The organism is Streptomyces sp. NBC_00005 (genome assembly GCF_045160215.1).
Classification (GTDB): Bacteria; Actinomycetota; Actinomycetes; order Streptomycetales; family Streptomycetaceae; genus Streptomyces.
Window position 1 is genome coordinate 7184885 of sequence record NZ_CP108316.1, and the last position, 14326, is coordinate 7199210.

Sequence of the window (14326 nt, forward strand, 5' to 3'; positions counted from 1 at the left end):
GAAGTCTGGAACCGACCCAGACATCCCGACCGGAGGGAGGCCCGTCCATGGGGGCCGCAAGGACACGAACACGGGGACGGCGCGCCGTGCCCTGGGTGGTGCTCGGCCTGTGGCTGGCAGCGCTCGTGCTCGCCGGACCGTTCGCCGGCAAGTTCGGCGACGCACAGCAGAACCGGTCCGTCGACTACCTCCCCGACAGCGCCGACTCCACCCAAGTGGCCCGTATCCAGGACCGGTTGCCCGGCGGCGAGGCCACCGACCTGGTGCTCGTCTACCACCGCGACGGCGGCCTCACCGCGGCCGACAAGGAGAAGGCGGGTGCGCAGGTCGCCGAGATCGGGGCGAAGTACGAGCTCACCGGTACTCCGAAGGCGGTCCCGTCCCGTGACGGCTCCACCGTCATGTACCCGGTCTCCAGCACCCGGCCCGGCCAGGACGACAAGGCACGCGACGCCTTCGTCGACGGCGTGCGCGACCTCGCGAACGGCGGGGCCGGGCTCAAGTCCGAGGTCGGCGGGCCCGGTGCCCTCAACACCGACATGAGCAAGGTGTTCGGCACGATCGACGGCACCCTCCTCTACGCCACCCTCGGCGTCGTCACCGCCCTGCTGATCCTCATCTACCGCAGCCCGTTCCTGTGGCTGGTGCCGCTCGCCACCGCCGGGGTCGCGGCCGGCATGGCGATGGCCGCCGCGTACGGCCTGCACGAGGCCTTCGACGTCACCATCACCGGCCAGAGCGGCGGAGTGATGACGGTCCTCGTGCTGGGCGCCGGCACCGACTACGCGCTGCTGCTCATCTCCCGCTACCGCGAGGAGCTACGGCGCCATGAGCGGCCGTACGACGCCATGCGTGCGGCCCTGCGCGGCTGCGGACCGGCGATCCTCGCCTCCTCCGGCACCGTGGCCGCCGGGCTGCTGTGCCTGCTGGCCGCCGACCTCAACAGCAGCAGCGGCATGGGACCGGTCGGCATGGTGGGCGTGCTCGCCGCGCTCGCCGCGATGATCACGCTGCTGCCCGCCCTGCTGGTCCTCCTCGGCCGCCGTGTCTTCTGGCCGCTGATCCCGGCGCTCGGCAGCGAACCCAAGGTGCGCCGTTCGCTGTTCGCGGCGATGGGCAGCTCGGCCACACGCCGGCCGGTCACCGTGCTCGTCGGCGGGGCGGTGCTGCTCGGTGGCCTCGCCCTCGGCGCGCTCAACCTGCCCGGCACGCTCAAGCAGGAGGACTCCTTCACCGAGAAGCCCGAGTCGATCGCCGCCACGCAGACGCTGGCCCGTGCCTTCCCCGGGCGCAGCAGCCAGCCCATCACGGTCATCGCGCCCACCGGCAAGGCCGACGCCGTCCTGGCCAAGGCCCGTACTACTGACGGCGTCGCCCAGGCGGCGACCGGCCGCACCGGCTCGGGCTGGACGGAGATCTCCGTCTACGCCACCGCGGCCCCCGAATCACCGGCGGAGACGAAGACCATCGAGGCCCTGCGCGCCGGGCTCGACGACACCTACGGCACCTATGTGGGCGGCCCCAGCGCCCAGCAGCTCGACCTGGCCGACAGCCAGGCCCGGGACCGCGGGGTCGTCGTGCCGCTCGTCCTCGCCGCCGTGTTCGTGATCCTCGTAGGCCTGCTACGGAGCCTCGTGGCGCCGCTGATGCTGCTCGTCGCGGTGGTCGCGGTGTGGGGAGCGGCGCTCGGGATCGGCGGGTTGGTGTTCGGGCCGGTGCTCGGCTTCGGGGGCACGGACTCCGGGCTCGGCCTGCTGTCCTTCGTCTTCCTGGTGGCACTCGGCGTCGACTACGGCATCTTTCTCATGCACCGCATGCGCGAGGAATCGGTCGCCGGCGCCGAACCCCAGGCGGCGGCGCTCACCGCGCTGCGCACCACGGGCGGGGTCATCGCGTCCGCGGGCGTCGTACTCGCCGCGACCTTCGCCGTGCTGACCACGCTGCCGCTGGTGGGGCTGGTCGAGTTGGGGTTCGTCATCGCGGTCGGCGTCCTGCTGGACACCTTCCTCGTGCGGACATACCTGGTGACGACGGCCAGCGTGCTGCTGAAACGCCGGGTGTGGTGGCCGGGGCGGCTGTCGCGGGCGCCGGAACCGGTACGGCCCGAACGCCAGCCGGAACCCGTGTGAAGCACGGAAGATGAACCCTGTGCAGGCGACGACGACAGTGACACGACCCCGCCGCGGCGAGCGGATCATGGCGGTGATCAACCGCGATCCGCGGACCGCCCCGCACGGCACCCGCAACGACGCGGTGCTGGCCGCCGTGCTCGCCGTGGTGGCGGTCTGCCTCGCGATGATCACCGACGAGTCCCGCCGACCGGACGCGCTGGGCTGGACGCTGCTGCTCGCCGCCCACGTGCCGATCGTGTGGCGACGGCGCCGTCCGCTGCTCGTGCTGGCCGCGATGGTGGCGCTGGTCGCGCCGTACCACGCCCTCGACAACAACCACCTCGCGCCCCTCCCGGCCTCGTACGTCGCGCTCTACACGGTCGCCGTGACCAGCCGCCCCCTGCGCACGATCCTCACAGGCGTCGCCGTCCTCGGCATCGCCACCGGCGTGATGCTCACCGTCAGCACCCATCAGGCCGTCGAGCTGCTGCGTGTCTCCGGCTGGGTGATCGCCGTGCTCTTCTTCGGCGTCGACGTCCGCTTCTACCGCCAGTACGTCGCCGCGATCGTCGAACGCGCCGAGCGCGCCGAACGCACCCGCGAGGAGGAGGCCCGCCGCCGGGTCGCCGAGGAACGCCTGCGCATCGCCCGCGACCTGCACGACCTGCTCGCCCACACCATCACCCTCATCGGCGTCCAGACGTCCGTCGCCGCGCACGTCCTCGCCGCCGACCCCGAACGCCTCGACCGCGAGACGGTCGCCAAGGCGCTGGACGACATCGCCGGCACCTGCCGCACCGCACGCGGCGAACTCCGCACCACCCTGGAGGTGCTGCGCGCCTCCGAACTCGGCGGAGGCCGCGGCCCGCTCCCCGGCCTCGACGGCCTGCCCGACCTGGTGGAGACGGCCCGGCTCGCGGGCGCACGCGTCGAGCAGACCGTACGGATACGGCAGGCCCCGCCAGCCGTGGGCGCCGCCGCGTACCGGATCGTGCAGGAGGCGCTGACCAACGTGGTACGGCACGCGGGCCCCGAACCGGCCGTGAGCGTCGACCTGTACGAGAGGGAGGGCGCCCTGCGCCTGTCCGTCACCGACGACGGCACCGGCCCCGACCCCGGCGGCACACCCGGCTTCGGGCTCGTCGGCATGCGGGAGAGGGCCCGCAGCGTGGGTGGCACACTCGACGCCGGGCCGCGCGCGGAGGGCGGTTTCGAGGTGACGGCCGTACTGCCGCTGACGACCGCTCTGGAGGGGACCGGATGACGATCCGCGTGCTGCTCGCCGACGACCAGACCCTCGTACGGGCCGCGTTCGCCATGCTCGTCGAGTCGGCGCGGGACATGGAGGTCGTCGGACAGGCGGGCACCGGCCGGGAGGCCGTGGAGCTGACCCGCGGCGAACGCCCCGACCTGGTGGTGATGGACATCCGCATGCCCGATCTCGACGGCATCGAGGCGACCCGCCTGATCGCCGCGGACGAGGCCCTGAAGGCGGTGAAGGTCCTGGTCCTCACCACCTACGACACCGACGAGAACATCGCGGAGGCACTGCGGGCGGGCGCCTCCGGCTTCCTCGTGAAGGACACCCGGCCGGCCGAACTCCTCGACGCCATCCGCACGGTGTCCGCGGGGGAGTCGCTGCTGTCGCCGGGCCCGACGGCACGGCTGATCGAGCGTTTCTTGCGCAGCCCGTCGATGCCCGCGACGGGCGGCCCGGAATGCCTCTCGGACCGTGAGCGGGAGGTACTGACCCTGCTCGCGCGCGGGCTCAACAACACCGAGATCGGCGATGCGTTGGGGCTGAGCCCGCTGACGGCGAAGACCCACGTCAGCCGGATCATGGGGAAGCTGGGGGCGCGGGACCGGGCGCAGTTGGTCATCGTGGCGTATGAATCGGGGCTGGTGACTCCGGGAACCGTCTGACGGTGACCCTCCTGAGCCGCACCCTCCTCGCCGTCACCGTGCTCCTCACCCCGCTCACCGCGCTCACCGCGCTGACCCCGGCGGCAGCCTCCACGGGCTGCACGTCCTCCGTCCCGTACGTCTCGGGCGAGGGCGGCTACGACACCTACCGCATCCCGGCGACGGTCACGACCCCGCGGGGCACGGTCCTCGCCTTCGCCGAGGGCCGCCACAACGGCGCCGGCGACACCGGCCACATCGACGTCGTCCTCAGACGCTCCGACGACGGGGGCTGCAGCTGGGGGCCGCTGCAGGTGGTGGCCGCGGGGGACGGGAACACCCGGGGCAACCCGGCACCGGTGGTGGATCCGCGCACCGGCGCGGTGGTCCTGCTGACCTCCTGCAACAGCGGTGCCGTCACCGAGGCGCAGATCATGCGGGGCGAGGTCACGCCGGAGGAGAGCCGGCGGGTGTTCGTGCAGCGCAGCCAGGACGACGGGCGGCACTTCACGCCGCCGCGGGACGTCACGGCCGAGGTGAAGCCGGAGGGCTGGCGCTGGTACGCGACGGGGCCGGGCCACGCGGTCGCGCTGACGCGTGGCCCGCACGCCGGCCGCCTGGTCGTCCCGGCCAACCACTCGGCGGCCCCGCCCGCCGGGTCGCCCGACACCGGGCAGGAGGCCAAGTACTACGGCGCCCACGCCCTCTACAGCGACGACGGGGGCCGCAACTGGCGGCTGGGGTTCGTCGACGACTCCTACGACGGCGTGAACAACGCCAACGAGTCCGCTGCCGCCCAACTCCCCGACGGGAGGCTGTACTTCAGCTCTCGCGACCAGAACGGGACGAGTGCCGGCAACCGGCTCGACACGTACTCCGGCGACGGTGCCGAGTCCCTCGACCGGCCGTACGCCGTGCAGGCCACGCTGAACGACGTTCCGGTGGTGCAGGGCGGCGTCCTGCAACTCCGGGGGCTCGACGCGCCGTTGCTCTTCTCCGGGCCGTCCGTGCCGACGGCTCGGCGGGTGATGGCGATCTGGCGCAGTGGGGACGGTGGGGGCGGCTTCACCAAGGCGGTGACGCTTTCGCAGCAGCCGGCTGCGTACTCCGACCTTGTCCAGGTGGGGCGGCGGGTGGTGGGGGTGCTGTACGAGACGGGGGTGTCGGGGCCGTACGAGACGATCGAGTTCCGGCGGGTGCCGGTGGGGGACCTGGGTTAGTTTTCGCCGGGCTGAAGGAAACCGTCAGAGCAGGCCCGCCGCCGCGAGGAACTTGCCCACCTGCTCCACCTCGTCCCCCGACAACGGCACTTGAGGCTCCGCCGTAGCCGGACAGTCGATCACCCCCCGCAGATGCAACGCCGCCTTGAACGCCCCGAGCGCCGACGAGCTACCCCCCATCCGCCCCGGATCCCCGACCCCCACCAGACCGAACAGCGCACACAACCGCTCCTGTTCCGCCCGGGCCCGCTCGAAGTCCCCACCCCGGCACAGCCGATCGAGCCGCACGTACCCGTGCGGATCGACGTTGGCGAGTCCCGGCACCGCCCCGTCGGCCCCCAACGCCAGCGCCGAGTCGACGACCAGTTCCGACCCGGTCAGTACGCTGAAACCGGTGATGTCGGACCGGGTACGCGCACCGGTCACGACCTCGCGGAAGGCGCCCAGATCACCGCTGGAGTCCTTCAGGCCGGCGAGCACGCCGTCCGCGGCCAGCCCCAGCACCACGTCCACGGGCAGCTTCGTGTGCACGGCGACCGGAATGTCGTACGCGACCACCGGCACCGGCGACGCGGCGGCGATCAGCCGGAAGTGGCGGGCGATCTCTGCAGGGTGCGTGCGCGTGTAGAAAGGGGCTGTCACGACGACCGCGTCCGCGCCCGCCGCCGTCACGGCCGCCACATGGTCCAGCACCCTCGGCGTCGTCATGTCGATCGCCCCGGCCAGGACCGGGAGTTGACCTCCCACATGGGCGGCCACCGACTCCACCACCAGCTTCCGCTGCGCGTCCCGCAGATGCGCCGCCTCCGACGAGGAGCCCAGCACGAACAGCCCGTGCACCCCGCCCGCCATCAGATGGTCGACCAGCCTGAGCAGGGAGGGGACGTCCACCTCGCGGTCCGGTGTCAGGGGCGTGCAGACGGGTGGGACGACACCGGTCAGCGGGGCGGGAAGGATCATCAAGGCTCCCTGGGATGACTGGGGTGGTTCTGTCGTACGAGGTCGCGGGTCGACTCGTCCTCCTCCACAGGATGGTGGCAGCGGAAACGGTGCCCGGCACTCGACGCGGCCGATGCGGCCGAGAAGTCGGGCATTCGGGCCGCGCACACCTCGTCCGCCTTCCAGCAGCGCGTACGGAACGGGCAGCCGCTCGGCGGGTGCGTCGCCGAGGGGACGGGACCGGTGAGCGGGATGGGGTCGATCGGGTCCAGCAGGCCGGGGGTCGCCGAGAACAGGGCGCGGGTGTACGGGTGCCGGGCGCGGTCCGTGACGTCCGCGGCCGGTGACTCCTCGACGATGCGGCCGAGGTACATGGTGATCACGCGGTCGCTCATCCGCCGGACCGTCTGGATGTCGTGCGAGACGAAGACCAGCGCCAGACCGAGGCGTTCCTTCAGATCCAGCAGGAGGTTGAGGATCTGGGCGCGGACCGACACGTCCAGCGCGCTCGTCGGCTCGTCCGCCACCACCAGGTCGGGGTCGAGCGCCAACGCCCGTGCGATCGCGACCCGTTGGCGTTGGCCGCCCGACAGCTGGCCGGGCAGCGCGTCGGCCAGGGCTCGGGGCAGGCCCACCAGGGACATCAACTCCCGTACCCGGTCCTCGCGTTGCGTCCTCGTCCCCCGGTCGTGCACGTCCAGCGGATCCCGCAGGATCTGGCGTACCGGCAGCCTTCGGTTCAGGGCCGTCGACGGGTCCTGGAAGATCATGCCGGTGCTGCCGCCGACGGCCGCCCTGCGTTCGCCGGGCGGCATCGACCACAGGTCGCGGCCCTGGAACGACACCGTGCCGGACGTCGGGCGCACCACGCCCACCAGCACCTTCGCCAGCGTCGACTTGCCGCACCCGGACTCGCCGACGACGCCGACCGTCTCGCCGGGTGCCACCGTGAGATCGGCGCCGGTCAGGGCGTACACCTTGTCGCGGGTGAACAGGCCGCCGCTGCGGGCCTTGTGCACGACGTGGGTGCCCGACAGCTCGACGATCGCGTTCACTTCACGGCCTCCGACTCCGACGTCACGAGTTCGACCGCCGGATGGTGACAGGCCGCCGTGTGCGTCGGCGTGCCCAGCAGGTCGGGGGGTGTGGTGCGGCAGATGTCGGTCGCCAGCGGACAGCGGTCGGCGAAGCGGCAGCCCGCCGGGAAGTCCGCGGGGGAGGGCACAACGCCCTTGATCTGCGTCATCCGCTCGGCCGCCGACTCCAGGGACAGCACGCTGCCGAGCAGGCCGCGGGTGTAGTGGTGGGCCGGCGCCTCCACCAGGTCGGCGGTCACGCCCGTCTCCACGATCTGTCCGCCGTACATCACCACCACCCGGTCGGTGACGTCCGCGACGAGCGCCAGGTCGTGCGAGACGAGGATCAGGGCGAAGCCCAACTCCTCGCGCAGACGCAGGAGTAGCTCTATGACCTGCGCCTGCACCGTCACGTCCAGTGCCGTCGTCGGCTCGTCGGCGACGATCAGCTTCGGGTCGCGGGACAGGGCCATGGCGATCAGCACACGCTGGCGCTGGCCGCCGGACAGCTCGTGCGGATAGCTGCGCAGGGTGCGGTCGGGGTCCAGGCCGACCATGGTGAGGAGTTCGGTGGGGGTGCGACGGCCACCTCGCCGTACGACCTGTTTGAGCTGGGCGCGGATCGTCATCGCGGGGTTGAGGGACGACAGCGCGTCCTGGTAGATCATCGCCATCTCGTGGCCGAGCAGCCGACGTCGTACGCGCATCGGTTCGGCCAGCAACTCCCGCTGGTTGAAGCGGACTTGGCCGCGGATCCGGGCGCCCTTCGGTTCCAGGCCCATGATCGCCAGCGCGGTCAGCGACTTGCCGCAGCCCGACTCGCCGACCAGGCCCAGGACTTCACCGGGGTGCACCTCGAAGCTGATGCCGTCGACGATGTCCACTCCGCCGTGCCGGGCCTCGAAGCCGATGGCGAGGTTCTCGACGGCGAGCACCGGTTGCCCGCCATGAGGGAGGGGGCGGGCCCGGGAGCGCAGTCGTGCGGCCGCCGCCGTCAGGCCGGGCAGCTGCAGCACCTCGCCGCTGCCGGGCTCCGGGGCCTCCAGCCGGTCGTCGTCCTCGCGTACGTCGACGTCCCGTGCCGGCGGGGCCGCCCACGCGTCCGACACCCCCTCCGACAGGATGTTCAGCGCCAGGACGGTCACCAGGATCAGCAGGCCCGGGAAGAGCGTCGCCCACCAACCCCCGGTCAGCACCATGTCCTTGCCGTCCGCGATGACACTGCCCCAGGACGGGTCGGGCGGCCGTACGCCCGCGCCGATGAACGACAGCGACGCCTCGAAGACGATGGCCTCGGCGACCTGCACCGTGCAGAACACCAGCACCGGAGCAGCACAGTTGACGGCGACGTGCCGCAGCACGATGTGCGGTGTCCGGGCGCCGATCACCCGTTCCGCGGTCACATAGTCCTCGCCGTACTGGTCGAGGACGTTCGCCCGTACGACCCTTGCCACCGGCGGCATGAACAGGAACGCGATCGCGCAGATCAGCACCGTGATCCCGCCGCCGAAGACCGCGACCAGGACGGCCGCGAGCGCGATGCCGGGGAACGCCATCACCACGTCCAGGCAGCGCATCAGCGTCTCGTCGACGCCCTTGCGTGAGGTGGCCGCGACCGCGCCGATCAGCGCTCCCACGACCAGCGCGAGAGCCGTCGCGCCGAGGCCGATGGCCAGCGACCAACGGGCGCCGTACATCAGCCGGCTGAGGATGTCCCGGCCGAGACTGTCCTGGCCCATCCAGTGCCCCCCGGACGGGTGCCCGGTGCCGTCGACCGGCGTCTGCTGGTCGAGGGGATCGTGCGGCGCGAGCAGGGGTGCCAGCAGGGCCATCAGGACCACGAAGGCCAGGAAGCAGACGGCGGCCTTCGACGGCAGCGGCAGCCGGCGCCAGCCGCGCAGGCGGACGCCGGGCCGGGACAGCGCCTCGCCGAGGCCCTTGCGCGTGAACTGCGTGAACCGGCTGTTCATGCGGTCGCATCCCTCAGTCGCGGGTTGACCAGCAGGTAGAGGAGGTCGATGACCAGGTTCACCACGACGAAGCCGGTCGCGGTCGTCAGGACGACGCCCTGGACGACGGCCGGGTCGCCGTTCTTCACCGCGTCGATCATCAGCTTGCCCATGCCGGGGAGCGAGAAGATCGTCTCGATGACGACCGCACCGCCGAGGAGGTAGCCGACGCGCAGGCCCAGCACGGTCAGTGGGTTGATCAGGGCGTTGCGCAGCACGTTCCGGCCGACCACCACCCGCGGCGGCAGCCCGCTCCCGATCGCCGTGCGGACGTAGTCCTTGTCCAGCTCCTCGACCACCGACGTCCTGACGATCCGCGTCAGTTGGGCCGCGACGGGCAGCGACAGCGCGAGGGCGGGCAGGGTCATGGTCTTCAGCCAGCCGGTGAAGGAGTCGGCCGGGTTGATGTAGCCGCCGGTCGGGAACCAGCCCAGGTCGACCGCCAGGTACTGGATCATCAGCAGCGCCAGCCAGAAGCCGGGCGCGGCCACACCGGTCAGGGAGACCACCCGGATGATCTGGTCGGGCAGCCGGTCGCGGTAGATCGCCGCGGTCACCCCGCCGAGGAGCGACAGCACCACCGCGACGCCGAGGCCCAGGAAGGTGAGTTGGAGGGTGAGGGGCAGCGCGGTGGTGACCTGGTCGATGACGGGTGCGCGGGTCAGCGCGCTGGTGCCCATGTCGCCGTGGAGCAGGTTGCCGACGAAGTGGACGTAGCGGACGGGCAGCGGGTCCAACAGGCCGTTCTGCGCGCGGAAGTCGTGCAGTTGCTGCGGTGTCGGGTTGGCGCCCTGGAAGAACGCGGACGCCGGGTCGACGTCCGAGAACCGCATCACCAGGAACACGAACAGCACGATGCCGAGCATCAGCGGCACGAGCAGGGCGACCCGGCGGAGCAGGATCCTGACGACGGCGATCACTGAGCGAACTCCCTTGCCCTTGAGCCCACTTGCCCTGGATCCATCTGCCCCGGATCCATCTGCCCCGGATCCCTCTGCTCCGGACCCACCTGACCTGGACCCATTCGACCCAGACCCATTCGACCTAGACCCACTTGGCCTGGAGGACGTTGATGCCGGGGTACGGCTGTGCTCTTATGCCGCTGAGCCGGCCCGGGTCCCAGGCCGTCATCAGCTCGTTGTGGACGACCGGGTACAGGACGGCCTGCTCGGCGACGACGTCGATGTAGTCCTGGACCATCGCCTTCTTCTTCGCCGTGTCGGACTCCTGGGTGGCCCGGTCCATGTCCTTGAAGAGCTGCTTGGCGACGGAGTTGTCCGCCCAACGCGTGTACTGCATCCACAGGTTGGTGGGCCCGTAGTTGTAGTGCATGATCAGGTCGGCGTCGAGGCCGAACTGGTTGGGGTTCGAGGCCGCGGCGACCACCTGGTAGTCCTGCTTCTGGTCCATCTTGGTGAACACGGCCGTGGTCTCCTGCGGGGACAGGGTCGTCTGCACACCGATCGCGTCCCAGGACGCCTTGATGGTCGGCAGGCAGTCGACGATCCAACTCACGTTCACCGCAAGGATGTTGATCTTCAGTCCGCCGACCCCGGCGGCCTTCAGCAGCGCCTTCGCCTTCTCGGGGTCGTAGTCGTAGACGGTCTTCGCCCGCCGGTAGCTGGGGTTGCCCTCGTTCAGGAACGAGGACGACGGCTTCCCGTGCCCCTTGAGCGCGACCTGCACCATCTTCTCGGTGTCGATGGCGTAGTGCAGCGCCTGCCGCACGCGTACGTCGTCGAAGGGCTTGTGCTTGGTGTTGAACATCAGGAACAGGTTGTTCATGCCGGCCCCGCCCGCGACCGTCAGCCCACCGCTCTGAAGCTGCTTGATGTTGGCGTACGGGATGTTGTCGGCGATCTGCGCGCCCGCGCTGGAGCCGGAGATCTTGGCGACGCGCGGGGCGGCGTCCACGATCGTCAGCCAGTTCATCTTCTTGAAGGTGGCCGGGCGCGGGCCGTTGTAGTCGGCGAACGCCGCGAAGGTGGTGTTCGACTTCGGGTGGTGCGCGGTCTGCCGGTACGGCCCCGAGCCGATCGCGAGACCCGTGATGGCCTTGTCCCAGGCGCCCGGCTTCGAGAACACGTGCTTCGGCATGATCTTCGCGAGGGTGAGCCGCGAAAGTCCGTCCGGGAAGGGGAACTTGAGCACCAGCTCGACGTTCTGCGCGTCGATCTTCCGGACCTCCTTCAGCCAGCTCGCGAAGAAGCCCTTGGCGAGCGTCTGCGTCTTCGGGTCGAGGATCCGGTCGAAGACGAACACCACGTCGTCGGCGGTGACGGGCTTCCCGTCGTGGAACGTGGCGCCCGCCCGCAGCGTGAACTTCCAGGACGTGGCGTTCGGATCCTTCGGCACCTCGGTCGCGAGCGCGGCGTACGGCTTGCGGGAGATCGGGTCGGTGTCGAGCAGACCCTCGTAGATGTGGTTGTTGGCCGCCATGCAGAAGGCGGACGCGGTCTGCGTGGGGTCCCAGGTGCCGTCGTTGCCGTAGCCGATGACCGCCGTCAGCGTGCGGTCCTTGCCGCCCCCGCCGCCGGTGTCGTTCGTCGACTGGGGCCCGGACGAACAGGCCGACAGCGACGCGGAGACGGCGGTGGCCGCACCCAGCGCGCCGGTGTACTTCAGGAAGGTCCGGCGATGCACGGTTCCTCCAGCGGAGAGTGAGGAGAAGCGAGGAGATACGACGTCCTACGTCCTGCGTCAGCCGCGACCATAGGAGGGCCCCGGGGGGCGGTCAAGGGGTCGCACACGAATGGCGTAGCTGCCACAGGTCGAGCCAATGGCAGAAGGAAATGGCGGGAGTTGGCGCACGTCGGTGCCGGACATGGGACGTGGGACGTCCGGTGCGCGTACGATGCGGCGCATGTCCGCGGAGCCGAGGAACCGGGAGCACAGGAACCCCAGGAGCACGGAGTCCGGGAACAGCCGGATACGGCGCGAGGTCGTGCAGCTGATCCTCGACCGCAGACTCCGGCCCGGCGCGCCGCTGCCCACCGAGGCCGAGCTGATGGAGGACCTCGGCGTCAGCCGCAACTCCGTGCGCGAGGCCCTCAAAGCCCTCCAGGCGCTCGACATCGTGGAGATCAGACACGGCTACGGCACCTATGTCGGCCAGGCGTCACTGACCCCGCTCGTCGACGGTCTCACCTTCCGCACCCTCGCCCGGCACGACGACGACACCGGTGCCCTCGCCGAGATCCTCCAGGTGCGCGAGGTACTGGAGGAGGGGCTGGTCAGCCGGATCGCGGGGACGGTCACCGAGGCGGAACTGGACGCGCTGGAAGCGGTCGTGGCCCGGATGGAGGCGGCGGTCCGGGCGGGCCGCCCGTTCCCCGAACTCGACCGGGAATTCCACGAGTTGCTCTACGCCTCCCTGGGCAACGCGCTGGTGCCGCAGCTGCTGGGCGCCTTCTGGACGGTGTTCCGCAGGGTCGCCGGCGCCCGCGGCTGGACGGACGACCCGGCGCCGGAGGTGACGGTCCGCCGCCACCGGGACATCGTGACCGCCCTGCGGGCGCGGGACGCCGAGAGCGCCCAGCGCGCGATGGCACACCACTTCCGGGGGATCGAGGCACGTACGCTGACCCGGTGACGGACACCCCGCATCCCACGGACCCCCGGCGCCCCCAGGACCCTTGGCATCCCACGGATCCCGGTGTGCTGCGACTGCCCTCGGGGCGGCTGGTCCGGGGCCGCGGCCTGCGGCACCCCCTCCCGCCCGGAGCGCCCACCCCCTCGTACGCCCTCTACCTCCTCGGCCGCCAACCCCCGCCCGTCGCCTGGGAGTTCCGGTGGATCCGCTGGCCTGACTTCCGGCTCCCCGCCGACCGCGCGGACGCGCGTGTGGCGCTGACCGAGGCCTGGGAGCGGGCCGCCCGGGAGCGGGTCGAGATCGCCTGCGGTGGCGGACGAGGACGGACCGGGACGGCGCTGGCGTGTCTGGCGGTCCTGGACGGCGTACCGGCCGAGGAGGCGGTGGCGTATGTGCGCGCGCACTACGACCGACGGGCTGTGGAGACGCCGTGGCAGAGGCGGTATGTGCGGGGCTTCTGAGCGCCGTTACGCCAAGGCGTCCGCGACGACCGCCGCCGCCCCGGCGATCAAGGCGTCGTCCCAGGCGGCGTCCTGCTCCGGCTTCGTCGAGAGGACCGCCAGCACGACCGGTGCGCCGGCCGCGGTCCATGCGACGCCCACGTCGTTGGTGGTGCCGTACGAACCGGAGCCCGTCTTGTCGCCGACCGTCCACGTTCTGGGCACTCCGGCGCGGATGCGCTTGTCGCCGGTCGTGTTGTTGAGCAGCCAGTGTGTGAGCAGTTCGCGGTCCGGGCGGTTCAGGGCCTGCCCGACGACCAGACGGGCGTAGGTGCGGCCGATCGCGCGGGGACTCGTCGTGTCTGTGACGCGCCCCGGTTCGGCCGAGTTGAGGTCCGGCTCCCAGCGGTCCAGCCGGGTCACCGGGTCGCCGAGCGAGCGGGCGAAGCGGGTGATCGCGGTGGGGCCGCCCAGCTCGCGCAGCAGGAAGTTGGCCGCCGAGTTGTCGCTGTAACGGATGGCCGCGTCGCAGAGCTCGGCGACCGTCATGCCGTTGGCCAGATGCTCCTCCGTGCCCGTGATCGGCGCGCCGTCCACCAGGTCCTCGCGCGTGTAGTGGATACGGCGGGCGAGGACCTCGCCGTGCCGGTCCAGGTCGCGCAGGACGGCTCCGGCGGTCAGGGTCTTGAAGACCGAGCAGATGGGAAACCGCTCGTCGGCCCGGTGGGCCACGGTCTGCTTCGTACGGACGTTGTGTGCCAACACGCCCAGGCGGGCGCCGTGTTGCTGCTCCAGTTCGCGAAGGCGGTCGCTGGTGACGGCATGGGCCTGGGCGCCGGTGAGGAGCGCGGCGGCGGTGGCGGTGCCTGCGGTGAGCAGGGTACGTCGGCCTAAGATCTTGCTCTCCTTCGTTCGATGCGGGGCGTCGATCTGTGATCACCCTTCCAGTGATCGACGCCGGATGTCATTCCTTGGTTGCGCGGCCGTAGACCATCGGAGGACGGCGGGGCCGGAGCGCGGGCGCCACAGTGAGCGGC

12 protein-coding genes are annotated in these 14326 nt (G+C 71.3%); 6 read left to right on the forward strand and 6 right to left on the reverse strand.

Going from position 1 to position 14326, the window contains the following annotated elements:
* Window positions 1–47 precede the first annotated feature (47 nt).
* The 4 genes from OG303_RS32920 to OG303_RS32935 are packed head-to-tail and all read left to right on the forward strand — an operon-like array spanning window position 48 to window position 5233.
* Window positions 48–2129, forward strand: coding sequence for an MMPL family transporter (locus OG303_RS32920; RefSeq protein ID WP_405872983.1), 2082 nt, complete (start codon window positions 48–50; stop codon window positions 2127–2129).
* 10 nt (window positions 2130–2139) lie between these two features.
* On the forward strand, window positions 2140–3375 hold the full coding sequence (locus OG303_RS32925) for a sensor histidine kinase (RefSeq protein ID WP_405872985.1): 1236 nt from the start codon (window positions 2140–2142) through the stop codon (window positions 3373–3375).
* A complete protein-coding gene (locus OG303_RS32930; protein ID WP_405872986.1) occupies window positions 3372–4034 on the forward strand; it encodes a response regulator in 663 nt (220 codons plus the stop codon). Before OG303_RS32925 ends, OG303_RS32930 begins: the two co-directional genes overlap by 4 nt.
* A 2-nt stretch (window positions 4035–4036) precedes the next feature.
* A complete protein-coding gene (locus OG303_RS32935) occupies window positions 4037–5233 on the forward strand; it encodes an exo-alpha-sialidase (protein ID WP_405872987.1) in 1197 nt (398 codons plus the stop codon).
* 24 nt (window positions 5234–5257) lie between these two features.
* Here OG303_RS32935 and OG303_RS32940 read toward each other — a convergent pair whose 3' ends face one another.
* The 5 genes from OG303_RS32940 to OG303_RS32960 all read right to left on the reverse strand — a co-directional run bounded on the left by OG303_RS32940 (window position 5258) and on the right by OG303_RS32960 (window position 11900).
* The gene (locus OG303_RS32940) at window positions 5258–6193 is read right to left on the reverse strand and encodes a dihydrodipicolinate synthase family protein (protein WP_405872989.1); all 936 of its coding nucleotides are present in this window, start codon (window positions 6191–6193) and stop codon (window positions 5258–5260) included.
* Window positions 6193–7227, reverse strand: a complete 1035-nt coding sequence (locus tag OG303_RS32945; RefSeq protein ID WP_405872990.1) for an oligopeptide/dipeptide ABC transporter ATP-binding protein — start codon at window positions 7225–7227, stop codon at window positions 6193–6195. Before OG303_RS32945 ends, OG303_RS32940 begins: the two co-directional genes overlap by 1 nt.
* Entirely contained in the window at window positions 7224–9218 is a 1995-nt protein-coding gene (locus tag OG303_RS32950; protein ID WP_405872991.1) for a dipeptide/oligopeptide/nickel ABC transporter permease/ATP-binding protein, read from the reverse strand. Before OG303_RS32950 ends, OG303_RS32945 begins: the two co-directional genes overlap by 4 nt.
* The gene (locus tag OG303_RS32955) at window positions 9215–10177 is read right to left on the reverse strand and encodes an ABC transporter permease (RefSeq protein WP_405872993.1); all 963 of its coding nucleotides are present in this window, start codon (window positions 10175–10177) and stop codon (window positions 9215–9217) included. The genes OG303_RS32950 and OG303_RS32955 overlap by 4 nt, the downstream gene beginning before the upstream one ends.
* 124 nt (window positions 10178–10301) lie before the next feature.
* Complete coding sequence (locus tag OG303_RS32960) at window positions 10302–11900, reverse strand: ABC transporter substrate-binding protein (protein WP_405872994.1); 1599 nt, start codon at window positions 11898–11900, stop codon at window positions 10302–10304.
* 211 nt (window positions 11901–12111) lie between these two features.
* On the opposite strand from OG303_RS32960, the gene OG303_RS32965 reads away from it, so the two are divergent.
* A complete protein-coding gene (locus tag OG303_RS32965) occupies window positions 12112–12849 on the forward strand; it encodes a FadR/GntR family transcriptional regulator (protein ID WP_405877610.1) in 738 nt (245 codons plus the stop codon).
* Window positions 12846–13310, forward strand: a complete 465-nt coding sequence (locus tag OG303_RS32970; RefSeq protein WP_405872996.1) for a protein-tyrosine phosphatase family protein — start codon at window positions 12846–12848, stop codon at window positions 13308–13310. Before OG303_RS32965 ends, OG303_RS32970 begins: the two co-directional genes overlap by 4 nt.
* 6 nt (window positions 13311–13316) lie before the next feature.
* Here OG303_RS32970 and bla read toward each other — a convergent pair whose 3' ends face one another.
* A complete protein-coding gene (gene bla, locus OG303_RS32975; RefSeq protein ID WP_405872997.1) occupies window positions 13317–14054 on the reverse strand; it encodes a class A beta-lactamase in 738 nt (245 codons plus the stop codon).
* Window positions 14055–14326: the final 272 nt, after the last annotated feature.

What these genes read in the sequence shown, in the direction of transcription:
- OG303_RS32925 (WP_405872985.1), top strand. Translation starts at nt 2,140, where the DNA reads ATGAACCCTGTGCAGGCGACGACGACAGTGACACGACCCCGCCGCGGC.
- OG303_RS32930 (WP_405872986.1), top strand. Translation starts at nt 3,372, where the DNA reads ATGACGATCCGCGTGCTGCTCGCCGACGACCAGACCCTCGTACGGGCC.
- OG303_RS32920 (WP_405872983.1), top strand. Translation starts at nt 48, where the DNA reads ATGGGGGCCGCAAGGACACGAACACGGGGACGGCGCGCCGTGCCCTGG.
- OG303_RS32950 (WP_405872991.1), bottom strand. Translation starts at nt 9,218, where the DNA reads ATGAACAGCCGGTTCACGCAGTTCACGCGCAAGGGCCTCGGCGAGGCG.
- OG303_RS32965 (WP_405877610.1), top strand. Translation starts at nt 12,112, where the DNA reads ATGCGGCGCATGTCCGCGGAGCCGAGGAACCGGGAGCACAGGAACCCC.
- OG303_RS32940 (WP_405872989.1), bottom strand. Translation starts at nt 6,193, where the DNA reads ATGATCCTTCCCGCCCCGCTGACCGGTGTCGTCCCACCCGTCTGCACG.